Origin of the sequence: Salinibacterium sp. ZJ450 (assembly GCF_011751885.2) — a bacterium.
Classification (GTDB): Bacteria; Actinomycetota; Actinomycetes; order Actinomycetales; family Microbacteriaceae; genus Ruicaihuangia.
This window is the reverse complement of the sequence record NZ_CP061771.1, coordinates 3,332,340-3,357,024: the sequence shown is the minus strand read 5'-3', so window position 1 is coordinate 3,357,024 and position 24,685 is coordinate 3,332,340. Positions and strand designations below refer to the sequence as shown.

Annotated in this window: 21 protein-coding genes, 1 tRNA gene and 2 pseudogenes; 16 read left to right on the top strand and 8 right to left on the bottom strand. The window is 65.2% G+C overall.

The genetic code is table 11. The features are described 5' to 3' along the window. Positions 1-39: 39 nt before the first annotated feature. A complete protein-coding gene (locus tag HCT51_RS16335; protein WP_166875783.1) occupies positions 40-270 on the bottom strand; it encodes a helix-turn-helix domain-containing protein in 231 nt (76 codons plus the stop codon). Between the two features lie 14 nt (positions 271-284). Continuing rightward, a complete protein-coding gene (locus HCT51_RS16330; protein ID WP_166874932.1) occupies positions 285-911 on the bottom strand; it encodes a hypothetical protein in 627 nt (208 codons plus the stop codon). A gap of 213 nt (positions 912-1,124) precedes the next feature. Between HCT51_RS16330 and HCT51_RS16325 the strand changes: the two genes are divergently transcribed. The 5 genes from HCT51_RS16325 (at position 1,125) to HCT51_RS16305 (ending at position 10,016) form a co-directional block, all read left to right on the top strand. Continuing rightward, positions 1,125-3,623 carry an ATP-dependent Clp protease ATP-binding subunit gene (locus HCT51_RS16325; protein WP_166874935.1) on the top strand — a complete coding sequence of 833 codons (2,499 nt, stop codon included), beginning with the start codon at positions 1,125-1,127 and terminating at the stop codon, positions 3,621-3,623. A 163-nt stretch (positions 3,624-3,786) separates the two neighbouring features. Further along, a complete protein-coding gene (locus tag HCT51_RS16320; RefSeq protein ID WP_166874938.1) occupies positions 3,787-8,217 on the top strand; it encodes an ExeM/NucH family extracellular endonuclease in 4,431 nt (1,476 codons plus the stop codon). Between the two features lie 109 nt (positions 8,218-8,326). Beyond that, on the top strand, positions 8,327-8,827 hold the full coding sequence (locus HCT51_RS16315; RefSeq protein WP_166874941.1) for an amino-acid N-acetyltransferase: 501 nt from the start codon (positions 8,327-8,329) through the stop codon (positions 8,825-8,827). Positions 8,828-8,840: 13 nt separating this feature from the next. Continuing rightward, positions 8,841-9,458 (top strand): hypothetical protein, encoded by a 618-nt coding sequence (locus HCT51_RS16310; RefSeq protein ID WP_166874944.1) that lies wholly within the window; start codon positions 8,841-8,843, stop codon positions 9,456-9,458. A gap of 141 nt (positions 9,459-9,599) precedes the next feature. Continuing rightward, positions 9,600-10,016 (top strand): SseB family protein, encoded by a 417-nt coding sequence (locus tag HCT51_RS16305; protein WP_224760545.1) that lies wholly within the window; start codon positions 9,600-9,602, stop codon positions 10,014-10,016. Between the two features lie 7 nt (positions 10,017-10,023). Here HCT51_RS16305 and radA read toward each other — a convergent pair whose 3' ends face one another. Together radA and HCT51_RS16295 are read right to left on the bottom strand one after the other, a co-directional pair. Further along, complete coding sequence (gene radA / locus HCT51_RS16300; RefSeq protein WP_166874947.1) at positions 10,024-11,373, bottom strand: DNA repair protein RadA; 1,350 nt, start codon at positions 11,371-11,373, stop codon at positions 10,024-10,026. Positions 11,374-11,456: 83 nt separating this feature from the next. Beyond that, positions 11,457-11,849 carry a VOC family protein gene (locus tag HCT51_RS16295; RefSeq protein WP_166874950.1) on the bottom strand — a complete coding sequence of 131 codons (393 nt, stop codon included), beginning with the start codon at positions 11,847-11,849 and terminating at the stop codon, positions 11,457-11,459. A gap of 204 nt (positions 11,850-12,053) precedes the next feature. On the opposite strand from HCT51_RS16295, the gene HCT51_RS16290 reads away from it, so the two are divergent. After that, positions 12,054-12,143 (top strand) — tRNA-Ser (locus HCT51_RS16290). Between the two features lie 54 nt (positions 12,144-12,197). Here the strand turns inward: HCT51_RS16290 and HCT51_RS18810 are convergent. Further along, positions 12,198-12,422, bottom strand: a pseudogene (locus HCT51_RS18810) (tyrosine-type recombinase/integrase); the annotation flags it as partial. A gap of 74 nt (positions 12,423-12,496) precedes the next feature. Here HCT51_RS18810 and HCT51_RS18805 point away from each other — a divergent pair. Continuing rightward, positions 12,497-12,730, top strand: a pseudogene (locus HCT51_RS18805) (hypothetical protein); the annotation flags it as partial. Here HCT51_RS18805 and HCT51_RS16280 read toward each other — a convergent pair. Together HCT51_RS16280 and HCT51_RS16275 are read right to left on the bottom strand one after the other, a co-directional pair. Then, complete coding sequence (locus HCT51_RS16280) at positions 12,701-13,405, bottom strand: SDR family NAD(P)-dependent oxidoreductase (protein ID WP_166874953.1); 705 nt, start codon at positions 13,403-13,405, stop codon at positions 12,701-12,703. The pseudogene HCT51_RS18805 and the gene HCT51_RS16280 overlap by 30 nt on opposite strands. Positions 13,406-13,430: 25 nt before the next feature. Further along, positions 13,431-13,826 carry a cupin domain-containing protein gene (locus tag HCT51_RS16275; RefSeq protein ID WP_166874956.1) on the bottom strand — a complete coding sequence of 132 codons (396 nt, stop codon included), beginning with the start codon at positions 13,824-13,826 and terminating at the stop codon, positions 13,431-13,433. A 221-nt stretch (positions 13,827-14,047) separates the two neighbouring features. Between HCT51_RS16275 and HCT51_RS16270 the strand changes: the two genes are divergently transcribed. From HCT51_RS16270 to HCT51_RS16250, 5 genes are all read left to right on the top strand, one after another. Beyond that, positions 14,048-15,100: an ABC transporter substrate-binding protein gene (locus HCT51_RS16270; protein ID WP_166874959.1), complete on the top strand. Its 1,053-nt coding sequence runs from the start codon at positions 14,048-14,050 to the stop codon at positions 15,098-15,100. A 108-nt stretch (positions 15,101-15,208) separates the two neighbouring features. Next, on the top strand, positions 15,209-16,114 hold the full coding sequence (locus HCT51_RS16265) for an ABC transporter ATP-binding protein (RefSeq protein ID WP_224760544.1): 906 nt from the start codon (positions 15,209-15,211) through the stop codon (positions 16,112-16,114). A 122-nt stretch (positions 16,115-16,236) separates the two neighbouring features. Continuing rightward, the gene (locus HCT51_RS16260) at positions 16,237-16,986 is read left to right on the top strand and encodes an ABC transporter permease (protein ID WP_224760543.1); all 750 of its coding nucleotides are present in this window, start codon (positions 16,237-16,239) and stop codon (positions 16,984-16,986) included. A gap of 89 nt (positions 16,987-17,075) precedes the next feature. After that, positions 17,076-18,212 (top strand): CaiB/BaiF CoA transferase family protein, encoded by a 1,137-nt coding sequence (locus HCT51_RS16255; RefSeq protein WP_166874966.1) that lies wholly within the window; start codon positions 17,076-17,078, stop codon positions 18,210-18,212. A 172-nt stretch (positions 18,213-18,384) separates the two neighbouring features. Then, on the top strand, positions 18,385-19,437 hold the full coding sequence (locus HCT51_RS16250; protein ID WP_166874970.1) for an ABC transporter substrate-binding protein: 1,053 nt from the start codon (positions 18,385-18,387) through the stop codon (positions 19,435-19,437). A 163-nt stretch (positions 19,438-19,600) separates the two neighbouring features. On the opposite strand, the gene HCT51_RS16245 is transcribed toward HCT51_RS16250, so the two are convergent. After that, entirely contained in the window at positions 19,601-21,007 is a 1,407-nt protein-coding gene (locus tag HCT51_RS16245) for an MFS transporter (protein ID WP_191413661.1), read from the bottom strand. Positions 21,008-21,430: 423 nt separating this feature from the next. Between HCT51_RS16245 and HCT51_RS16240 the strand changes: the two genes are divergently transcribed. From HCT51_RS16240 to HCT51_RS16225, 4 genes are all read left to right on the top strand, one after another. Then, complete coding sequence (locus HCT51_RS16240) at positions 21,431-21,760, top strand: cupin domain-containing protein (RefSeq protein WP_166874976.1); 330 nt, start codon at positions 21,431-21,433, stop codon at positions 21,758-21,760. Positions 21,761-21,789: 29 nt separating this feature from the next. Then, entirely contained in the window at positions 21,790-22,542 is a 753-nt protein-coding gene (locus tag HCT51_RS16235; protein WP_166874979.1) for an enoyl-CoA hydratase/isomerase family protein, read from the top strand. Between the two features lie 89 nt (positions 22,543-22,631). After that, positions 22,632-23,864, top strand: a complete 1,233-nt coding sequence (locus HCT51_RS16230; protein ID WP_224760542.1) for a CaiB/BaiF CoA transferase family protein — start codon at positions 22,632-22,634, stop codon at positions 23,862-23,864. A gap of 2 nt (positions 23,865-23,866) precedes the next feature. After that, complete coding sequence (locus HCT51_RS16225) at positions 23,867-24,547, top strand: nitroreductase (RefSeq protein ID WP_224760541.1); 681 nt, start codon at positions 23,867-23,869, stop codon at positions 24,545-24,547. The last annotated feature ends 138 nt before the right edge of the window (positions 24,548-24,685 follow it).

Below are 24,685 nucleotides of genomic sequence, written 5' to 3'. Positions count from 1 at the left end.
GTCACGCCACCTTCTCGCTGCCAGCCCGACGCGACGGGCTCACTCGCCCGTCGTCACCAGCAGGTCGCCCACCTCGCAGTCGAGCGCCGCGCAGATCGCGCGCAGCGTCGAGAACCGGATGGCCTTGGCCCGGTCGTTCTTCAGCACGGAGAGGTTCACGATGCTCAGCCCCACGAGCTCGCTGAGCCGGGTGAGGGTCATCCCGCGCTCTTCGAGCAGCTGGTCGAGGCGGCAGTGGATGCCGGTTTCCTCGTCGGGGTCGGCACCCATCCGACCGGCGCCCATCAGACCAGCCCGTCGGTGTCGCGCTGCAGCTTCTCGCCGACGGAGAACGCGAGCGCCACCAGCGCCAGCGCAACGCCGACCAGCGGCGCGGTGAAGTCGAGGTTCGCCATCAGCGGGAACTCGGGGCGGTTCAGGGCATCCGCGACCTCCATCGTCGCGAAGCCGAGCAGACCGGTGCTGAGCATTCCGCCGATGATGAGGGCGCCGGATGTCGCAATCACGGTTCGCCGGATTACCGGCATGAAGGGGCGGCCGCGCAGCAGTCCGATGCAGAGGACGATGACCGCGGCGCTCACGGCGACATACATGGTCGTGCTGAAGCCGTGGCTTACCGCGAGCAGCGCCCGCGGAGCGGCATCGAGCCCGGCGACCGCGACATCCGCCATTCGATATATGCCCTCGATCAGGGTTGCCGTGCCCGACTTCGGCTCCACGGCGATCTCGGCGGCGACGGGCTGTGGCAGGGTGACGACATCCGCGGTGCTGGCATGGATGACGCCGAAGACGCCGATCGCCAGCATGGCCACTCCGAGCAGGGCAGCCACGATCATGACGCCGACGAGTGCCACCGCGTCTGCGGCCCCGATCGCTCCGGACCTCTGTAGTCGGCTGGTGCTGCTTCCCATGACGCTCCTCGATGCTGAACTGACGATAAACATTAACGACAATCGTTAAGTTATCGATTTTCGTTAACGTCCGCAAGCCCTCAACCGACCGAATTTCACAGGCTGTTCGCATCCCATCACGCCTAGGGCGAACAGGGGCATCTTTCGCCCCCACGCCTCGTTACCCTCGATATATAGCGGCACTGTCCCTGCCCAGTGCCTCAAGGAGTTCACATGTTTGAGAGATTTACCGACAGAGCCCGTCGCGTCGTTGTGTTGGCCCAAGAAGAGGCCAAGATGCTCAACCACAACTACATCGGCACCGAGCACATCCTGCTCGGCCTGATCCACGAAGGTGAAGGCGTCGCGGCAAAGGCTCTCGAGTCGCTGGGCATTTCGCTTGACGCCGTCCGTGACCAGGTGCAGGACATCATCGGTCAGGGCCAGCAGCAGCCCACCGGGCACATCCCCTTCACGCCGCGCGCGAAGAAGGTGCTCGAACTGTCGCTCCGTGAGGCGCTGCAGCTGGGTCACAACTACATCGGGACCGAGCACATCCTGCTCGGCCTCATCCGCGAGGGCGAAGGCGTGGCAGCTCAGGTGCTCGTCAAGCTCGGCGCCGACCTGAACAAGGTGCGCCAGCAGGTCATCCAGCTGCTCTCGGGATACCAGGGCAAGGAAGCCGTTGCCGCTGGGGTCGACAACACGTCTGCCGACTCGAAGGGGTCGCAGATTCTCGATCAGTTCGGTCGCAACCTCACCCAGGCCGCGCGCGAAGGCAAGCTCGACCCGGTGATCGGTCGCGAGAAGGAGATGGAGCGGGTCATGCAGATCCTCTCCCGCCGCTCGAAGAACAACCCGGTTCTGATCGGCGAGCCCGGCGTCGGCAAGACCGCCGTCGTCGAGGGCCTCGCCCAGGCCATCGTCAAGGGCGATGTGCCCGAGACGCTGAAAGACAAGCAGCTGTACTCGCTCGACCTCGGCTCGCTCATCGCCGGTAGCCGCTACCGCGGTGACTTCGAGGAGCGCCTGAAGAAGGTCACGAAGGAGATCCGCACCCGCGGCGACATCATCGTGTTCATCGACGAGATCCACACCCTGGTGGGTGCCGGCGCAGCCGAGGGCGCGATCGACGCGGCCTCGATCCTGAAGCCGCTGCTCGCCCGCGGTGAGCTGCAGACCGTCGGTGCGACCACGCTCGATGAGTACCGCAAGCACTTTGAGAAGGATGCCGCGTTGGAGCGTCGCTTCCAGCCGGTGCAGGTGCAGGAGCCCTCGCTGCCGCACGCGATCAACATCCTCAAGGGGCTGCGCGACAAGTACGAGGCGTTCCACAAGGTGTCGATCACGGATGGTGCGCTGGTCTCCGCCGTGAACCTCGCCGACCGCTACGTGCAGGACCGCTTCCTGCCCGACAAGGCCATCGACCTGATCGACGAGGCCGGCGCCCGCCTGCGCCTGTCGATCCTGTCGGCCCCGCCGGAGCTGCGCGAGTTCGACGAGAAGATCGCTCTGGTGCGCAAGCAGAAGGAAGACGCGATCGAGGACCAGGACTTCGAGAAGGCCGCCTCGCTGCGCGACGAAGAGAAGAAGCTGCTCGGTGAGCGGCTGCGTCTCGAGAAGCAGTGGCGGAGCGGGGATGTCGCGGCCAGCGGCACCGTGGATGAGGGAGTCATCGCCGAAGTATTGGCGCAGGCCACCGGCATCCCGGTATTCAAGCTGACCGAGGAAGAGTCCAGCCGCCTGATCTTCATGGAGAAGGCCCTGCACCAGCGGGTCATCGGCCAGGAAGAGGCCATCTCGGTGCTCGCCAAGACCATCCGTCGCACCCGCGCCGGACTCAAGGACCCGAAGCGCCCCTCCGGTTCGTTCATCTTCGCCGGCCCCACCGGTGTCGGAAAGACCGAGCTGGCCAAGGCGCTCGCCGAGTTCCTGTTCGACGATGAGGACGCGCTGATCTCGCTCGACATGAGCGAGTACGGCGAGAAGCACACCGTCTCGCGCCTGTTTGGTGCCCCTCCTGGGTTCGTCGGATTCGAAGAGGGCGGCCAGCTGACCGAGAAGGTGCGGCGCAAGCCGTTCAGCGTGGTGCTGTTCGACGAGATCGAGAAGGCGCACCCCGACATCTTCAACTCCCTGCTTCAGATCCTTGAAGAGGGCCGGATGACGGATGGCCAGGGTCGCGTCGTCGACTTCAAGAACACCGTGATCATCATGACGACCAACCTCGGCACGAAGGACATCACGGGCGGCCCGGTCGGCTTCACGATGGAGGGCAACACCGAGAACTCGTACCGCGCGATGCGGGCGAAGGTTGTGGAGGAGCTGAAGAAGCACTTCAAGCCGGAGTTCCTGAACCGCGTGGACGAGACCATCGTGTTCCCACAGCTGAACCAGGACGAACTGCTGCAGATCGTCGACCTGTTCATCAAGCGGCTGCGCGAGCGCCTGATGGACCGCGACATGACGATCGAGCTGACCGAAGCGGCTAAGAAGCAGCTGATCACGCTCGGCTTCGACCCGGCACTCGGTGCCCGTCCGCTGCGCCGCGCGGTGCAGCACGAGATCGAGGACCGGCTGTCGGAGCGGATCCTGCACGGCGACCTGAACGCGGGCGACCACGTGCACGTCGACTACGCGAACGACGATTTCGTGTTCACCACCACGGTGCAGGAAGGGCGCGAGGCGCCGCTGCCTCCGATCGAGGCGGCAACACCGGGAGTCGCGAGCTAGCGAACTTCCGCTAAAACCAAGGGGGCGACGGGAAACCGTCGCCCCCTTCTTTTGTGCTTCCCCAGAAATTGCCTCGACGTTCTCCCGCTATTCACCAAACGCACCCTTCCGGGGGACACGCCCTCCCTAGATTGAGCACGTCTCAACACGCTGAGGGAGAATCATGGCGCCATCCGGCCGACGCGGACTCAAGGTCTTCGTCTCGTCCACTATCGGACTGGGGCTCGTTGTAGCCCCGCTCGTCGCGCTGCCGGCGCAGGCGAGCGTGGATGGCGCCGGGGTGGTGATCAACGAGGCATACCTGTCCGGCGGAAGCGCCGGAGCGGCGTTCAAGAACAAGTTCATCGAGCTGTACAACCCGACGGATGCCGCGGTCGACCTGAGCGGCTGGTCTCTCCAGTACCGCTCGGCGACGGGCACCGGATCAGCGACCGGCGTCGCCAAGCTCACCGGCGAGATCGCACCGAACGACCACTTCCTCGTGCAGGCGAACAGCAACGGCGTGAACGGCGCCGAGCTTCCCGCCGCAGACCTGGTCTCGACGCTGACCCCGAGCGGCACCACTGGAACCATCGCGCTCGTCAAGAGCACGACCGCCGTCACGCTGCCGACCGGATCGGTCACCGCCAACTCAGTGGTCGTCGACCTGCTCGGGTACGGCACCTCGAACACCTTCGAAACGCAGGCCGCCACCGCGCCGAGCGGCAACACCGACGTCAAGTCGCTCAACCGCACCGAGTTCGCTGACACCGACGGCAACCGTGCCGACTTCAGCCTGAGCGCGACGATCACCCCCACCGCCTCCGGCACGTCCGAGCCGGACCCTGACCCCACTCCGACCCCGGAGCCCACCACGCCGCCCGAGCCGACTCCCAACGAGCCGGTCAGCATCGCCGCGATCCAGGGCACCGGAACCGCCAGCCCGCTCGTCGGCAAGACCGTCACCACCAGCGGCGTCGTCACCGCGGCGTACCCGACCGGTGGCCTGAACGGCTACTACATCCAGACCGCCGGAACCGGCGGAGCGGATGACGCAACGCCCGGGGCATCCGATGGCATCTTCGTCCACTCCGCCGCCACCGTCGCGTCCGTCGCCGTCGGCGACCACGTCACGGTCACCGGTGTCGTGTCCGAGTACTTCGGCCTGACCCAGATCACCGTCAGCGCAGGCAACGCCACCAAGCGCACCGAAGCCGGGACCGCACCGGTGCCCGCGGCCGTCGCCTGGCCGGCCGCCGAAGCCGAGCGCGAGGCGCTCGAGGGCATGCTGCTGCAGCCGCAGGGCGCGTTCACCGTCAGCGACACCTACAGCACCAACCAGTACGGAGAGGTCGGCCTCGCCGCCGGAGACTCCGCGCTGGTCACGCCGACCGCGGCCGGCCGTCCCGGCTCCGCCGAGTACACGGCCACCATCGCCGACAACGCCGCCCGCGGCGTGCTGCTCGATGACGGCGCATCCACCAACTTCATGACCGCGGCGAACAAGAACATCCCGCTGCCGTACGTGTCGCTCACCGAGCCGGTCCGGGTCGGCGCCGCCGCCACGTTCGACTCGCCAGTCGTGCTCTCCTACGGCTTCGACCTGTGGCGCTTCCAGCCGGTTACCGCGCTGACCGGCGACAACGCCGCCACCGTGCAGCCGGTCTCCTTCGAGAACACCCGCACCGCGGCTCCCGAGGCCGTCGGCGGCGACGTCACCCTCGCCACCTTTAACGTGCTCAACTACTTCACCACCACCGGTGACAGCCTCACCGGCTGCACCTCATACAGGGACCGCGCCGGCGAGCCAGTAACCGTCAACAGCGGTTGCGACGCCCGTAGAGCATGGGATGCCGCGGACCTCGAGCGTCAGCAGGCGAAGATCGTCGAGGCGATCAACGCCCTCGACGCCGACGTGGTCTCGCTCGAGGAGATCGAGAACTCCGCCGCTTTCGGCAAGGACCGCGACACCGCGCTCGCCACCCTGGTTGACGCGCTGAACGCCGACCTCAACAGTGCTGATCTCAACACTGCCGAGTGGTCGTTCGTCAAGTCGCCCGCAGCCGTCCCCGTCAGCGAAGACGTGATCCGCACCGCCTACATCTACAAGGACGCAACGGTCGCGCCGGTGGGCGAGTCCGTCATCCTGCACGACGAGGTCAACTTCGACAACGCCCGCGAGCCGCTCGCGCAGCTGTTCGCCCCGGCGAACGGCGGCGACGAGTTCATCGTGATCGCCAACCACTTCAAGTCCAAGGGCTCCGGATCCGGCGCCAACGCCGACCAGGGCGACGGCCAGGGCGCGTCCAACCCCGACCGCATCGGTCAGGCCGAGGCCTTGGTGGCCTTCGCCGACGGCCTGAAGGCCGAGAAGAACACGGACCGCGTGTTCCTGGTCGGAGACTTCAACTCTTACCTGATGGAAGACCCGATCCAGGTGTTCACCCAGGCCGGCTACGTCGACCAGGGCAGCAAGACCGGCGAGTACACCTACTCGTTCGACGGCATGGTCGGCTCGCTCGACCACGTCTTCGCGTCGGCTGAGGCCGATGCATCCGTCACCGGCGTGGATGTCTGGAACATCAACTCCGGCGAGTCAATCGCGCTCGAGTACAGCCGTCACAACTACAACGTGACGAACTTCTACGAGCCGAACGCCTACCGGTCCTCCGACCACGACCCGGTGGTCGTGGGCATCGCGACCGCGGACGCGCCGGTTGACATCAACCTGCTGAACCTCAATGACTTCCACGGTCGCATCGACGGCAACACGGTGAAGGTCGCGGGAACCATCGAACTGCTGCGCGCGGCAGGCGGCAAGGACAACACGCTACTGCTCTCCGCGGGTGACAACATCGGGGCCTCGCTGTTCGCGTCGGCCTCGCAGCTCGATCAGCCGACCATCGACGTGCTGAACGCCCTCGAGCTCGACGCCTCGGCGGTGGGCAACCACGAGTTCGACCAGGGACTCGCCGACCTCACCGGTCGCGTCGACAACGCGGCCGACTGGACCCACCTCGGCGCCAACGTGTACGTGAAGGGCACCACGGATCCCGCTCTCGAGGAGTACGTCATCCTCGAGGTCGACGGTGTCTCGGTCGGCGTCATCGGCGCTGTCACCAAGGAGACCGGCAGCCTGGTGTCGCCCGGCGGCATCGCGAGAATCGAATTCGGTGACCCGGTCGCGGCCGTGAACCGCGTCGCCGCGCAGCTCACCGACGGTGACGCCAGCAACGGTGAAGCCGACGTCATCGTCGCCGAGTACCACGAGGGTGCCGGCACCGGCGCCACGCTGGACGAGGCGGTTGCGGCCGGCGGCGCCTTCGCCGAGATCGTGAAAGACACCGCGGCATCCGTCGACGCCATCTTCACTGGCCACACCCACCGGCAGTACGTGTGGGATGGTCCGATTCCCGGCGTTGACGGAGCCACCCGCCCGATCGTGCAGACCGGCAGCTACGGCGAGAACATCGGCCAGATCCAGCTGACGTATGACGCGGACACCGACTCGGTCGTGTCGTACCAGGCCGGCAACGTGGCTCGCACCACGACGGCGGATGGCGACCTGGTCGCCGCATACCCGCGGGTCTCCGAGGTCAAGACCATCGTCGACGCCGCACTGGCCGCCGCCACCATCAAGGGCAACGAGCCGGTCGGGTCGGTCACCGCCGACATCAGCCGCGCATTCACCGCCACCGGGGGCGAAGACCGCGGTGCCGAGTCAACCCTCGGCAACCTGATCGCCGACGCGCTGCTCGAGTCGCTGTCTGACCAGACCCTGGGCGGCGCCGAGATCGGCGTGGTCAACCCTGGCGGCATCCGGGCCGACCTGCTGAAGGGCGACGACGGCGTGATCACGTTCGCCGAGGCCAACGCGGTGCTGCCGTTCCTCAACAACCTGTGGACCACCACCCTCACCGGTGAGCAGGTCAAGGTGATGCTCGAGCAGCAGTGGCAGCGCACCGCGGACGGTGCCGTGCCGAGCCGCGCGTTCCTGAACCTGGGCCTGTCGAAGAACGTCAGCTACACCTACGACGCCACCCACGCCGAGGGTGACCGCATCACCAGCATCACGGTGAACGGTGAGCCGATCGACCCGGCGCGCGACTACCGCATCGGATCGTTCAGCTTCCTGCTCCAGGGCGGCGACAACTTCCACGTCTTCGCCCAGGGCACGAACACTCGCGACTCGGGACTCGTGGACCGCGACGCCTGGATCGACTACGTCACGTCAGCCTCCCCGCTGGCACCGGCATTCGACCGCCGCGGCGTGCAGGTCACCGGTGTTCCGGAGACCGCGGTCAAGGCCGGCGACACCGTCACCCTGAACCTGTCGAAGCTCGACCTCACCTCGAAGGGCAGCCCGGCGAACACCGAGCTCGCCGTGGCGTGGGAGGGCAGCAAGATCAGCTTCGCGCCGGTACCGGTGACCGCCGGGTCGGCGACCGTCACCATCACGGTGCCGAAGGACGCGACGGCGGCCAGCGTGCTCGTGCTGACGGCCAACCAGTCGCAGACCGAGGTGCGCGTCGACCTCGAGGTGAGCGAGAAGGCGAAGAAGGACAAGAAGGACAAGAAGCCGAAGAAGGACAAGAAGAAAAAGGTGAAGAGCTAGCCCGCGACGTCAGGCTGACGCAAGCTAGCACTGTCCGAGACGGGGCGGCGGAGACATCCGCCGCCCCGTCTGGCGTCTCCGTCTTGCGCCCCGGTCCTATGATCGATGGGTGACCTTCTCCGTGCGCCCCGCCCGCACGAGCGATGTGCCCGCGATTCAACGGTTGATCGAGCCGCTCGTGCGGGAGCGCATCCTGCTTGGCAAGGAGCGGGTGGTCTTCTACGAAGCGGTGCAGGAATTCCGGGTCGCCGAAGACGCCGACGGCACCCTGATCGGCTGCGGCGCGCTGCACGTGATGTGGGAGGACCTGGGCGAGGTACGCACCCTCGCGGTGGGGTCCGAGTGGCTCGGCCACGGTGTCGGCCACGCGCTGCTCGACACGCTCGAGCAGAACGCGCGAGAGCTCGGCCTGTCCCGACTGTTCTGCCTGACTTTCGAGGTCGACTTTTTCGCCGGACACGGGTTCCAGGCGATGCCCGCCGAGATCGTCGACGCCGACATCTACGCTGAGATCGCGCGATCCACCGATGAGGGCGTTGCCGAGTTCCTCGATCTGGCACGAGTTAAGCCCAACACGCTCGGCAATACCCGGATGCTCAAGCGCCTCTAGTTAGCCTTGCGGTATGTCCACGTTCCGGAACCCAGTCGGACCGCAGCCGAGCAAGGTGTACTGGCGGCGGCGACTGATGGTGCTGCTGGGCCTCGCGGCGGTCATCGTGATTGTGGTGCTGATCATCGTCCGTCCCGGCGGTGGCGAGAACGCCGGCGCCGATGACACCAAGAAGAGCGCCGCTGAGACGACGCCGGATGCCGCGGACGCCGCAGCTGCCGGACCGGTCGAATGCAATCCCAGCGTGCTCGGGCTTGCCGCGGTATCGGACAAGGGCGAGTATCAGGCGGGCGAGACACCGATGATCTCGATGACTCTGACCAACAACGGTGCCGCAGCCTGCACGATGAACGCCGGAACCAACGTGATGGAGCTGGTGGTCACGAGCGGGCCGGAGCAGTTCTGGTCGTCCAAGGACTGCCAGACGGATGCCGCGCCAGCACCGATCACGATCGAACCGGGCGCCTCGCTGTCAACAATCCCGATCGCCTGGGACCGCACCCGTTCCACCCCAGAGACCTGCGACGCGCCTGACCGGCCCGCGGTGACCGCCGGGGGTGCCAGCTACCACCTGACGGTGAAGCTCGGCGAGATCGAGTCCGCGAAGACGAAGCAGTTCCTGCTCTACTAGCCGCTTCGCGCTGCTCGCGCCTGTTCGCTGGTTGAGGAGCGCCCGACGAAGTCGGCCGCGTCTCGAAACCCGGCGCGCAAGACCTCGCCGTCCGAGCAGCACCAGCCCCGCGGCATCCGGATCCGCCTTTAGGCTGGAAGCATGTCTCGCAAGTCCTCCCGCAAGCCGAACCCGACCGAGCAGCTGCCGAAAACTCGCATGCTCGCCGAAGCGCTCGCGAAGGAGGACACCGCCGGCGTCGCGCTCGCCCTGCGCAACGACACCGTCGTGGTACCGCTGCTGCCGGTGGATGGGCCGCCTCAGGTGCGCGTGTTCCGCCGCGGCGACAGCGACAAGTACATGCTGCTGCTGTTCTCCTCGCCCGAGACCTACGTGAAAATGCTGCCGCAGGAGGACGACCACAAGGTGCTCGGCTACGACGCGGCGACCCTCGCGGACTTCCTCGAGCAGAACATCGGCGTGCTCGAGGCGGTCTGGTTCGACGTCGCCGGGCCGCACGCGATGCAGGCCGAGCCGGCCGAGGTGCTGGCAGCCCTCAAGCTGCCGAAGCCCGAGTAGCTCCCTTCTAGAACTGCGGAACCGCCACCCGCTCATCCGTCACGGTGGCGAACGCCAGCCGCAGCGCCTCCCGCACGTGAATCGCCTCCGCGTCGATCAACGTTGTGAACCCGAGCCGTTCCGCCTCGTTGGCGCGCTGCACGGGCGAGGTCACGCTGCGGATCTCCCCGGCCAGGCTGATCTCGCCGACCGCCGCAATGTTCACAGCCAGCGCCTTGTCGGTGTACGCGCTGGCGATGGCGATCGCGATGGCCAGGTCGGCGCCCGGTTCGGTGAGGCGGATGCCGCCGACCGTTGACACATAGACGTCGAACTCCGACAGCTTCAGCGCCGCGCGGCGCTCCAGTACCGCGAGCAGCATGGCAACCCGCGAGGCATCCACCCCATTGACGACGCGACGCGGCTGCGGTGCGCTGGACTTGACGATCAGCGCCTGCACCTCAACCGGCAGCGCGCGGCGGCCCTCCAGCGAGATGGTCACGCAGGTGCCGCTGACCGGCATCGTGGTGCGCGAGAGGAACAGCCCGCTCGGGTCGGTGACCTCCTCGATGCCCTCGCCGGTCATCTCGAAACAGCCGACCTCGTCGGTGGGGCCGAACCGGTTCTTCAGCGCGCGCACGAACCGCAGGTTGGTCTGCCGGTCGCCCTCGAAGTGGCAGACCACGTCGACCAGGTGCTCGAGCAGGCGCGGGCCGGCGATGCTGCCGTCCTTGGTGACGTGGCCGACCAGCAGTGTCGGCAGGTTGCGTTCCTTCGCGACCTTGACCAGCGTCGCGGCCACCTCGCGCACCTGCGCCGGCTGCCCGGCCAGCCCGTCGTTGAGGGAGGACGACACGGTTTGCACCGAGTCGACGATCAGGAGCTCGGGGGCGACGGCATCGATCTGGCCGAGGATCGTCGCCAGATCGGTTTCGGATGCCAGGTACAGGTAGGGCGTCACGGCGCCGGTGCGCTCGGCGCGCAGCCGCACCTGGCTGACGGATTCCTCGGCGCTGACGTAGAGCACCTTGCGGCCGATCATGGCGGCTCGTTTCGCGACTTCGAGGAGCAGAGTGGACTTGCCGACCCCCGGCTCGCCGCTCAGCAGGATCGCGGCACCCGGAACGATGCCGCCGCCGAGTACGCGGTCGAACTCTTCAATCCCGGTCTGCCAATGCGAGACGTCGTGGTCGAACGAGATCTCGGTGATCGGCTTGGCGGCGCGCGAGTCGCTGACGCGGTTCGCGGCGATCCGTGCGGGGGCTTCGGCGCTGTCGACCACCGACCCCCACTGCTGGCATTCGCCGCAGCGGCCGACCCATTTCACGCTCGTCCAGCCGCACTCGGTACAACGGAAGCTGGAGGAGGGGCGGGTCATGTGGGCAAGCCTAGTTGCGGCATCCGACACCGCCGTCCTGGCCCTGCGGTGGTGGAAAGCTTCGAGGCTCGCGGGGAGGTGGGCTACGCAGGGCTGATCAACTGGATGAGGTTGCCGCAAGTGTCGTCGAGGATTGCGGTGATCATCGGACCCATCGGCGTCGGCGGCTGCACGAACGTCACGCCCTTCGCCTCGAGCTCGCGATGGGTAGCGCGAACGTCGTCGACGGCGAAGGAGGTGGCGGGGATGCCGTCCTCAACGAGCGCCCGCTGGAATATTGCGGCGGCGGGGTGGTCATCGGGCTCGAGGAGCAGTTCGACGCCGTCGGGCTCGCCCGGGCCGACCACGGTCAGCCATCGGAAGTCTCCCTCGGGCACGTCTGTCTTCGCGACGAAGCCGAGCTTGGCGGTGTAGAACTCGAGCGCCTTCTGCTGGTCGTTGACGATGACACTCGTCACGGCGATCCGGATCGGCATGACGGGATTCCTTACTCGTGAGAGGCCAGAGCTCGGTGATTGAGCCGAGCGCTCTCTGTAAGCTTGCGCTTCCCTGTCCAGGCGTCAATGGCCGTTGTGTATCCCGTTGGTTGAGCGACACCCGTTGGTCGAGCGACACCGTTGGTCGAGCCTATCGGGACCTCGGGTTTCGAGGCACTCCGAACGTGTACTAAACTCGTCGGCGGTACCGTGTCCGAGCGGCCGAAGGTGCAACTCTCGAAAAGTTGTGTGGGTTTACGCCCACCGTGGGTTCAAATCCCACCGGTACCGCCATCCACGATCTAGGCCCTTACTTCCCAGCAAACACGGGGGCAGTAGGGGCCTAAGTCATTTACTGCCGAGGGCAGTGGCAACACTCAGTGCGAGTCGCGCGTCACCGAGCGCGGTTGCCACGCTATCCAGATCGTCCTCGAACAGATCCGCGTACCGTGTCCAAGGTCATTGCGGCTGAAGCGTGGCCGAGCATCCGTTGGACTGCTTCACGTGCGCTCCGGCACTAATTGCCAAGGACGCGGCTGTGTGCCGTAGGTCGTGAGGGGTGACGCCGGGGAACGGCTGGTCTTCCTCCTGGCATCTTTCGACTGCCGATCGGAACGGGCCTCGTCGTGAGTCGGGAATGCGTACATGACTCCGTCTCCCGCGCCGCGTACGTCGACCGCAAAATCGCCCAAGGCAAACGCCACAACCACGCCCTCATCGCCCTCGCCCGACGCGGCTGCGTCCTCTTCGCCATGCTCCGAGACAGCGCCATCTACGGCCCGAACGCTCACTGGCCGCTTGACAAGATAGATAGGGGCAGCCCCGCAAGTTCCGGATGGTGGGCTCCGAGTTCACATCACGCTGCCGGCGTTGATGTGTAACACCTGCCCGGTCACATATCGCCCAGTTGGGCCGCACAGATAGTCGACTCCGCCCGCGATGTCGGCGGGGCTTAGTAGAACACCCATCAAGTTGGCAACTTGAGAGACACCCACCGCGCTCTCAGCGCCGGTTCGACCGCCGTAGACCTCTGCGGCCATCGGAGTATCGGTGAGCCCGGGGGCGATCACGTTGGCGGTGACGCCGCGACCGCCAGTCTCCATGGCGACGGCCTTGGTCAGAGCGATGACGCCGGCCTTCGATGTCGCGTAGGCTGCCCGGTTCGCCAGCACACGCACCGCGCCGCCCGAGCTGAGCGTCACGATTCGTCCCCACTCTCGCTCGAGCATTGACGGGAGGCATGCCCGAATTGCATGGAAGGTTCCCGTGAGGTTCACCCCGAGCACCCGGTCCCACAGCTCCTCGGGGTGGCCGGTGACGGCGTGCGAGGCGTTGATACCGGCGCTGCACACCAGCACATTCGCGGCTCCGGTTTGCGCTGCGAGTTCGGCTACCGCGTGGTCCACCGACGTCGCGTCGGAGATATCGCACCAGGCCCACAGGGATCCATCGCCAGGCTCATCACGATCGAGCACGCCCACGGTTGCCCCGCGCTTGCGCAGCAGGTCAACCGTGGCGCGACCGATGCCTGATGAACCACCAGTCACCCAAGCCACCCGTTGATCGAGTGTTTGCTCCATCTCACGCGTTCCAGTGGCGGGCGTACTCTTCGGGTTCTACCGGTTCAGCGAAGCTCGTCTTGCCAAGGGAAGCAGACGTATAGGTCACAAAGCATTCGGGCGCGGCACCATGCCAGTGTTCTTCGCCTGGAGGGGTGAAAACGACATCGCCGGCCTGCACGATGTGCGCCTTGCCGTCGCGGGTCACGATTGCGCCCCTGCCCGAGGTGACGGTGAAGAGCTGTCCGTTCTCGTGCGAGTGCCAGAATGTGTGCGCGCCAGGCTTGAACATGGCTCCGTTGACGGAAATGCCCTCGTCGGTGAGGACATTGTCGATGAGGACGTCACCTGTGGTCGCACAAACGGTGGTGCCGAGCTCTGCGGGCAGGCTGTTTCGCCCGCGTTCATAACTGGTCATCGGAGTGTCCTTTCGTAGGAGAAGTGGACTATGGCCACTTTCCCGCCCACCGTAGGACACATCCCGAACTGTTTCAATAGATAGTAGAAAATATATCTGCCCAACTCTGCGACTGGTTATTTCGGTAGACGGACCGTAAACACTGCTATAAAGTATATTTTAGTTTGCACCCACGTAAAGCCCGATGGCGGCAATGATGCCGCCCAAGAAAGGTGGAACCAATGAAGGTTCGGAATCGTGTCGTATTCGGTGGCGTCTCCCTGGCGCTCGCCGCAACACTGGTCGGCTGTGCGGTGGCCGCTGCCCCGGCCGTGGCGGAAGCCGAAGAAGGCGAGCTCACGGAGATTCGCCTAGTGAGCACGCTCTCGTTCAACAACGCGCTGAGCGCGATCGTGGTGGACGGTGACTTCCCGGAGGAGTTCGGGCTCGACTTCGTCAGCGTCGACATCGCCGATGCCGGTAGCTCGAACCAGATGGCGGCCCTGCTGTCGGGCGAGGCCGATGTCGCGACGATGGGCCTCAATACCGTCGTCGATGCAATCGCCGGTGGAGCCGCCATGCAGATCATCGGCGGCAACGCTGTCTACCAGGGCGGCATCGTGGCCTCGAACGCAGCGATCGAGAAGTACGATGTCGACACGAAGAAAAAGCCTCTTGAGCAGCTGGCGCAGCTCAAGGGCGCCACCATCGGCGCCGGGCCTTCCGGCTCGGCAGGAAACAACACTCTGCGCGCCATCCTGATCAGCGCCGGGCTGGATCCCGATGCCGACGTCAACTTGGTTCCGCTCGCAGATACCGGCGGATCGGTGGCTCCTGCTCTGGAGAACGGAACCTACGACGCCACCTTCGCGCCGCTCGGAGCGGGCGAAGTGGCGGTCGAAAGGGGCAACGCACAGGTTATCGTCTCGGTGCCCAATGGGGACGCCCCGGTCCTCGACGGAGTTCTGCCGACGGTCACGGTAGCCTCGACGAAGTTCATCGAGGAACAGCCGGAACTCGTGCAGGCGATTCGTGACAGTTTCCGTGCATCGATCGAACTGATCTACACCGACCCCGACGCGGCAGGGAAGATCCTCAAGTCCGCGATCTTCGAGGAGATGGACCAGACCCTCTTCGACACCTCGTGGGAAGCGGCCCAGCCCGGCTACCCCCGCGGCGGCCGGTTTACAGAAGACAACTGGGACGCGTTCGTCCGGGTCTTCGACTCATCCTCTGAAAACGACTACGCGAGCATGAAGTTCGACGACGTGGTCAACGCCATCGCCCGCACCTAGCTCGAGACACGGTGGGGTGCCGGCCTCGTACAGAACAGTGTCGGTACCTCACCCGCTTCCACCGCGTAGAACCACGCACGACGAAGCGCGTTAGATTAGCCCCGCCTGGTGCGACGACGCACCGCCATCGCACCAGGCGGTTTACCCATAACGAGGAGTGAAACGATGACCGATCCACGTGTATCCGATGCGATGCCGACCGCGCAGACGAGGTCGCAGGGTCCCCAGCGGATCTTCGAAGTGCACGACTTCGCCATCGGCTTCGGTGAAGGCGAAGACATCCTGCGCGACGTGAACATGCACGTGACCGCCGGCGAATTCGTGGTTCTGCTCGGACCGAGCGGTTGTGGCAAGACCACCCTCATGAACGTCGCGGCTGGTCTCTTGAAACCGCGTCAAGGTGAAGCCGAATTCAACGGGGGGCCCATCAAGGGAGTGAACCGTGACGTCGGCTACATGACGCAGGACGACACGCTGCTGCCATGGCTGTCGGTGCGCGCCAACGTCGGCCTCCCGCTGAAGATGCGTTCGGTGTCCCCGGCCGAGATCAAGGAGCGCGTCGACCGCTACCTCTCGATCCTCGACCTCCAGCACGCCGCGGATCTCTGGCCGAGCCAGCTCAGCGGCGGCATGCGCCGCCGCGCGCTGCTAGCACGGAGCGTCATCTACGAGCCCAAGCTCCTGCTCATGGACGAACCGTTCGCAGCACTCGACGCGCAGATGCGCCACCAGATGCATATTGAAGTTCGAAGTGCTGTGAAGCGCCTCAACCAGACCGTGATGTTCGTCACGCACGACATCGCCGAGGCGGCGAAACTCGCCGACCGTGTCCTGATCTTCGCCGGTGGACGTCCCGGCGGCCTCGACGGGGAATACACCGCACCGTACGGCGACGACCGAGACCTCGATCACCTGCGCTTCACAGACGAGTTCGCGCAGTTCGAACGCCAGCTCGACGCCGGCCTGGCCCGGGCCCGCCACGAAAACGCCATCGCAGAGCCCGCCGGGCACTGAGCCGACGAGCGGAAGGAAGAGACATGACAACGAGTGCCATTTCAATCAGTTCGCCAGCGGGCAGCGAAGCGAAGAAGAGACTCTCTAAGGAGCGCCAAGCGAAACGGTCACGCCGCTGGAGAGTGTTCGGGACCCAGGCCGTTGTGCTGATCGTGTTCCTGATCTGCTGGCAGCTGGCTTCCGGCACGCTCATCCACGAGTTGATGATCAGCAAACCCTCGAACGTGTTCCCGTTGTTCTGGAAGTGGGTGACCGACGGCACGATCTTCACCGCGGCCGGTGTGACCTTCACCAACGCCTTCCTCGGTCTCATCATCGGTGGGGCCGCGGGAATCACCGTCGGTGTCTTCCTCGGCCAATCATCCTGGCTGGCCGACATCTTCGAACCGTTCATCACCGCCATCTACACGATGCCGAAACACGCGCTCATCCCGCTGTTCATCATGTGGGTGGGCATCGGCTCGCAGCTCAGCGTGCTGACATCAGCCGTGATCGTCTTCTTCCTGATCTTCTTCAACACCTTCTTCGGCATCCGGGAAGTGAAAGCTTCGTTGATCAGTGCCGTACGCATCATGGGTGGCTCGGCTTTCGACGTGCTGTGGCGGGTGCGGCTGCCATCCGCGCTGGTGTGGGTCGTCGCAGCGCTGAAGCTCGCGGTTCCGCAGGCCATCGTCGGTGTCGTCGTCGCAGAGATGCTCGCAGGAAACAGCGGACTCGGGTTCCTCGTGTCCAAGAACGCGCACAGCTTCAACGCCGCGGGCACCTACGCGGCCCTGTTGGCCCTGCTTGTCGCCGGGTTCCTCGTTGACCGCCTGATGACGTTCCTAACGAAGAAACCGCTGGAGTGGAAGAACTCCGGGAGTGCAATGTAGGCAGGCGTCCAGCCCCCGGTCGTCGTTCTTCACGACCGGGGCTTTTCGTCTGTCACCACCGTTTCACGAAGAGACTGAGAGGACGATCGATGCCCGAGCAATCCACTCCCGAGGGTTTCGGCCCGCTCGCCGGTGTGCGGGTGGTCGAACTGGCCGGCCTCGGACCTGGACCGCACGCCGGGATGATGCTGGCCGACCTGGGTGCCGATGTGGTGCGGGTCGAGCGGCCCGGTGCCGCGACGGAGCGGGGGGCGCCGCGTTCCCCCGACCTCGTGTTGCGCGGCCGCCGCGTCATCGGCATTGACCTTCGCTCGCCTGAGGGACGAGAACACCTGCTGACGCTTGTCTCCCACGCCGACGTGTTCATCGAAGGCAACCTGCCCGGCACCGCTGAACGTCTCGGTATCGGACCGGACGACTGCCTCGAACGAAACCCCCGGCTCATCTACGGGAGGGTGACGGGGTGGGGGCAGGAAGGGCCGATGGCCCACGACCCCGGCCATGACCTGAACTTCCTCGCCGCCACTGGTGTCCTGTGGTCGATCGGCCACCGCGATGAGACCCCCCCACCCCCGCTCAATCTGTTGGGGGCATCCGCCGGCGGTTCCATGTTCCTCGTCACCGGCATCCTGGCTGCGCTGTTCGAGCGGGAGACCTCGGGGATCGGGCAGGTAATCGACAGTGCAATAGTCGACGGACTGAGCGCGCTGTCGCAGCGTGTCCACGCCATGCGGCATTCGGGGGATTGGGTGGACGACCGGGAGTCCAACGCCTCCGACGGGGGGCGCCCGTGGTACCGGACCTACCGTTGCGCCGACGGAGAATTCGTCGCCGTGGCTGCGATCGAGCGTAAGTACTACGACGTGCTGGTCACCGTCCTGGGGCTTGACCCCATGGAGATCCCTCCGCGTCGGGATGCCTCAGCCTGGCCGGAACTGCAGCGCGTGCTTACCGACGCTTTTGCCACTGCGCCTCGGGATGAGTGGGCGGAGCGTTTCCGCGAGCACCCTGCATGCGTCACGCCTGTGCTGAGCTGGGCCGAGGCGCAGCGGAGCGAGCACCTTGTCGCTCGTGGAACGTTCGCGGCCCTGGACGGAATGGTTCAGGCCGCGCCTGCGCCGCGTTTCTCCCGAACGCGGACCCGCACCCCTGGCGCAGAGACACACGGGCACCGCACGGATGCGGTGAGCGAAGAGTGGGCTAAGTTCGATCGCCGAAGCGGCTGATAGGGCGCTCACCGCGGGGAGCGGTCCTCCGACGTGTGGCCGATCCCAGGTCGGACGCAAAGATATCATTGCCGACCGCTGACACTTACTATAGAGTATATTCTAGACGGGGCCGATCTTGTTTCGTCGCATTCACAGGCTGCACAGCTGCAGCGCAAGAAGGGTGGAACCAATGAAGGTTCGCAATCGTGTTGTCCTGACCGGGGTCGCAGTGGCGCTGGCCTCCAGCCTCACAGGTTGCGCCGGGGGCGGCGGTCCCGTCATCCCGGAGGCCGCAGAAGGAGAACTGACGACGGTGCGTCTGGTGAGCACCATGTCCTGGAACAGCGCCCTGGCAGGGATGGCGGTGAGTGGTGACTTCCCTGAGGAGTTCGGGCTGGACTTCGAGACGGTCACTGTCGCCGACGCCGGAAGTTCCAATCAGGTTGCAGCCTTGCTGGCCGGGAGCGCCGACGTTGGCAGCTTCGGAATCAACACGGCGATCGATGCGATCATGAGCGGAGCGGCCCTCCAGATCATCGGTGGCGCGTCATACATTCAGCAGACGATCGTCGCGTCGAATGAGGCGATTGAGAAGTACGGCATCAACTTCGACGATTCCCCGATCGAGCGCGTCGGCAAGCTGAACGGCGCAACGATCGCCGCGGGCCCCGAAGGGTCTTCGGGCAACAACAGTCTCCGTGCCATCCTGGCCGATGCGGGCCTCGACCCGAACGTGGACGTGAACATCGTTCCGCTGGCAGACACCTCCGGGGCCGTTGCTGCCGGGCTGGAAAACGGGGTCTACGATGCGACCTTCGGCCCGATGGGTTCCGGTGAGGCCGCAGCGCTCCGCGGAAAGGCAGAGACGATTCTTTCGGTCCCGGCCGGTGAGGCAGAAGTCCTGGAGGGGAACATCAACTCGGTGTTCGTCGCGCCCACGAAGCTGATTGAGGAACAACCTGAACTCGTCCAGCGCATTCGTGACTCGTTCCGCGCCGCCGCCAACCTCGTTGAGGACGACCCGGACCTCGCCCGATCCCTCATCCGCGAGAACATCTACCCCGATATGGACGAGGGCGTTTTCGACGCGTCGTGGGAGATGACTCGGGTCGGTTACCCAACGGATGCCGCGTACGGCGAGGACAACTGGAACAGTTTCGTCCGCATCTATGCTCCACTTTCGGAGAACGACTACGCGAGCCTGAAGTTCGAGGACGTCGTCAACGCCGTCGCAACAAAATAGCATCGACGGGGATATCGATCGTCGCCTGACGGCGTGACATCGACATCCCGCCGGTTCAAGGACCTGGACCGCCAGGTCAGTCCACACGACGTGACCGATCCCGAGACGGGTCGGTCACGTCGTGTGTGAGGGTTCGCCGATTTCGCTCGGGCCGCCATTGGCGTCATTCCTCCGACCGCAGTTGCTGGGGGCGGCAGACGATCGCTGCGATGAGCATGAACAGGCCGACGGAGGCGAAAGCGATGTAGACCGTGGTGGCATCCGCGACTGCGCCGGAGAACACTGCCCCGAGCGGCCGCGATCCGACGAAGCCGATAAGCCACAGCGCCATGATGCGGCCCCGGAGCAGCGGAGGCAACCGCATCTGCATGATGGTGCTCAGGCCGGTCTGGGCGACAATGAAGCCAAAGCCTGTGGCACCGAATGCGATCGTGACCCACAGCTCGGACAGCGGGAAAGCGCAGACGCCGAGCGAGGCGGCCATTATCAGCATGCCGACGAACGACGCACGGTCCTGGCGTAATTTGAGCGCGAAGACCGAACTCATCAAGACGCCGATACCGGCTCCGATGCCCATCGCGGTGACGAGTGCGCCCACAGTGTGGCTGTTGCCTCCGAATTCGGACGCCAGCGCGGGGGCCAACGTGACGATCGGCTCAGAGCCGAGCCCCACCGCGGTGACGCCAATCAGGGTGAGCAGCACAGGCCGGTCACGTCGCACGTACGAGAGGGCCTCCCTCATCGAGTGCTTATCGCCCTTCCTGCGGCCCTCGACCGCCGGGAAGTGGATGGTTGCGATGAGCACGATGAACACCACGCTGAGCAGGCCACCGATCAGGAAGGCCATTCCGTACCCGAGCCAGGCGATGCCAAGTGCCCCGACCACAGGTCCGGCGATGCGGCCGATTGTCATCGGCGCCGTATTCAGCGCCATTGCTGCCGGCAACTCCTTGTGGGTAACCAGCAGGGGTGCGGCCGTCTGCATGGCGGGCCCGCCAACGACGAGGCCGATCCCGAACAGCAACGATGTGACCAGGATAGCGGCGGCGTCGGCAGCGGCGTCACCGCCGCTAAAGAAGAAATACCACGCCGCAAGGCCGATCGAACCGCTCGACAGCAACGCCCGCCCGATGATCATCTGGGATTTGACACTGCCGTTGTCTGTCGATCTGCCGGCAGCGGGCCCGAAGATGATCTGAGGCACGAACTGAACCGCGCTGACGAAGCCGACGACGAGCGCGGACCCCGTGGTCTCCCACGCCGCGATCGCCGCAACCACACTGTGCAGCCAAGTGCCGATCGATGTCGAGAGGCGTGCAGCGAAGAACGCCCCGAAGTCTCGACTGAGCAGTAGGCCCCATGCGTTGCGGGTTGCTCCTTCTTCGGGTTCCTCTTGAGTCATGGTTACCGCCCGGTTCGAGGTCATCGCTCGCGACTGATGGGCGGGTTGAGGCGCGACCGGCAGCGAGGAAGAAGCGTGCATCGCCGCAACGCTTTGGAGATATAATATACTAGATCCAGATTTGGCGTGGATTTGAGGGGTGCAGCGGGAGCGCCGCGCAACGCGCATCAAGCCCCACGTGGCGGGAATCTCGCTGGGCGGCTACCTGTCGGTCGGATAGGTTCGAGTGGAACACGACCGTCAGTGTCGCAGGCTCGGCAATCTTTCGGGGGCGTTGCCGGTGTGCCGATTCGTCTTCGTTGATCGGTCGTCAGTGAGGCGTCCTGGCCGTTGTTGAGAGTAACTCGTGATGCGTTCGCCGGTTCGCGAAATCGGAGCAGCGCCGGAGGCTGCCTTCGAGTCATTTGGGTTGTCATGTCAGCAGGACTCCGCCCCGACAATCGGGCGAACCTTGTGATTGGATAGAATATATTGTAGAGTCGTTGCAGTACCAAGCCAGTAGTCCAAAGAGGGGATGCCGTCGTGAAGGTAGCACGGGGACGAAGCGGAAGCCCGTCGGGCAGGGACCTTGGAAAAGTGAGTGGTGAGCCGGTGTCCGCGCACATGATGCTCGACCAGATACTCGACGCGGGCAACGTTCGGATTGCCAGCGCCGTCTTTCAGCCCGGGTCCCGGACGTGGTGGCACACCCACAGTGAAGGGCAGATCTTCCTGATCGAACACGGTCGCGGAGCTGTCGGATCTCGGGACGACCTGCAGATCCTGCAGGCCGGCGACGTCGTGTACACACCGGCCGGTGAAGAGCACTGGCATGGGGCCGCCCCTGACTCGATGTTCGTCTACACCGTGATTTCCCTGGGAAGCACCGACTTCATGGACGAGGAAGTCGACCAGGTGGCGTACGCCGCAGCATGGCAGTGATCGCAGAACGATAACGAGAAGGCAGTGCCATGACGGTGGCGACAGCGCAGTCCGGGCGCGTAATGACGATCACGCTGTCGCGTGCTGAGAAGCGGAATGCCATCTCTCGTGAGATGGCCGGAGCGATTCGGGCCGCAATTCTCGAGGCCGAATCGGATGCGGGATGCGGTTGCGTTCTCATCACCTCGGATTCGGTGAACTTCAGCGCCGGGGCGGACCTGGCGACCGCGCGGCGAGACAGGCAGCGGGGCGTGCTCGAACGGCACACGTCCCCGCAGCCGGTTTTCGACCTGATCGCGGCGATCGCGCGCTCGAAGACGCCTGTCATCTCAACCGTCACCGGGCACTGTCTCGGTGGGGGAGTCGGAATCGCGGCTGCTTCGGCACTCGTGGTTGCCGATCAGACCGCACAGTTTGGCCTGCCGGAGGCAGAACTTGGCATATTCCCTGCGGCGCTTGCTCCGTATGTCGCTGCTCGCATCGGGGTGCAGCGCACGTTCACGTGGGGGCTGCTCGGAGGCGTAATCGAAGCGGATCGCGCGTACGACTGGGGCCTCGCTGACCTGGTCGTGGATGCCGATGCGGCCGACACCGCGCGCCGCGTGGCCGAACGTCTGGCCGAACCCGAGAACGCTCGACTCACCGCGGCTGCGATGGAGTGGCGGGAACACAACCGCGACCAATCCCAGTTCCAGTCGACCGAGACCGTCGGCCGGCTGCTGTCCATGGTTTATGGAGACACACACGACGCCAAGGTCGACAACCCGCACAAGTGGAGATAGACCGCTCGATCAACGTAGTTCGAGCCAACGCCAGCCTCCGCTGGTTACTCGAGGGCCGAAGGATTTCGGTCTAACGAAGGAGATGCACAATGAACACAAGTGAGACGACCGCGTACCCCCAGCTCCTGAACGGGGTCAAGGTGCTCGATCTCAGCCACCTCTACGCCGGGCTGCTCGCAGCCAGTCTCCTCGGGGATCTCGGGGCAGATGTCACAGTGGTCGAACATCCGACTCGCAGCATGATCCGGACGATGTTGCCGAAGCGCGACGACGAGTCGATGTGGTGGAAGGTGACCGGGCGCGGCAAGCGGGCTGCCAGCCTCGACCTGAGTACGCCCGAGGGGCGTGAGCTCTGCCTGCAGCTTGCCCGGGAGGCCGATGTGGTCATCGAGAACTTCCGCCCGGGCACGCTTGAGCGCTGGGGGCTCGGGCCGAAGGATTTCGAAGCGGCGGGCGCGTCGTTCGTGATGTTGAGGGTGAGTGGATTCGGGCAGACCGGCCCGATGCACCGCCAGCCCGGCTTCGGTACGGCGGGCGAGGCCATGAGCGGCTTCGCCAACCTCACGGGTGAACCGGACAAGCCGCCGACATTCTCGTCGACGACACTCGCTGACGGAGTTGCGGCCGTGTTCGGCGCATTCGGCCTCATGGCCGCGTTGGCGAGCCGTGCCCGTGGTACCGAAGGCCCAGCGGTCGAAGTCGTCGATGTTGCCCTCTTCGAGGGCCTCTTCCGCATCATCCCGACGCAGGTGTCAGGATATGACCAGACCGGCTATGTGCCGCACCGCCCGGGCAACTCACTCGTCCCGCACGGCTCCCTGCGCAACCTTTACTCATCCTCAGACGGCAAGTACTTCATCGTCGCCGCCATTGGCGCTGTCACGGTGAGCCGCATCCTGGAGACCATCGGCTCGCTCGATCTCCTGGAGACGGTGAAGCAGGGAATCCTCACGAGCAAGTCTGAAGGGGTCATGGCGTTCCTAAACGAGTGTGACGCGAGGATCGCACAATGGGCGAAGGCGCGCCCTTATGCGGAGGCGGCAGCGCTGCTCGCCGAGGGCGATGTGGTCTTCCAGCCGATCTTCACCGTAGAAGACATCGTGAACGACGAGCAGTACGCGGCACGAGAAGATCTGATCCGCGTTCCGGACGACGACTTCGGGGACATCCTGATGCAAGGTGTCATTCCGAAGTTCCCCTCCCGAGAGCACCGCGTCGAGCACTCCGGGCGCGCGCGTGGCCGTGACAACGACGCGGTTTTCGGCGCGCTGGGAGTCACTGCGGAGAAGCTGCAGGATCTTAAAAACCGCGGGGTGGTCTGATCGTGGTTCGCACACAGGATCAGTTGCTCGAAGAGCTGCTGCTGAACCGCCACAGCTGCCGCGCCTATCTGCCGACGACGGTGCCCGGAGATCTGATCGAGCGGATGCTCTCCATCGCCCAGCGGGCGCCGTCGTGGTGCAATACGCAGCCGTGGCAGGTGCACATCACCAGAGGAGACGGCACCGCGAGATTCCTCGAAGCGCTTCGTGCCCACCTCGAGGAGACCGGCAGTTACTCCCGACCCGACTATGCGATGCCGGCCGAATACACGGGGGTGTACCGGGACCGTCGCCGGGCGAGCGGCTGGCAGCTCTACGATGCCGTCGGCGTGGCAAAAGGCGATCGTGAAGCCAGTGCGCGCCAGTCGGCGAAAAACTTCGAACTCTTCGGCGCACCCCACATCGCGATCATCACTACCGCCAAGGAGCAGGCCGTCTATGGCGCCGTGGACTCGGGCATCTATATCGGCGCGCTCTTGCTTGCTGCCCAATCGCTCGGCATTGCCGCGATTCCCCAGGCGGCATTCGCCCGACTGGCGCCCTTCCTCAGGGAGTACTTCGCGATCGATGACTCGCGCAATGTGCTGTTGGCGGTGTCTTTCGGCTACGCCGATACCGACCACCCGGCAAATTCCTATCGCACCGAGCGCGCCGATCTCTCTGAGGTCGTCCGATTTCACTGAACCCGTCGATGAGACTCACGCGACGTGAGGGGCCTCATCGACGTGCCTGGCTCTCGAAAGAGCACTGCCCGCACTCGCTGCACCGGTTACGGCACGAGCGAGGGGCCCGAGCTGGTGGGGTGCACCGTGCTCAGGCCC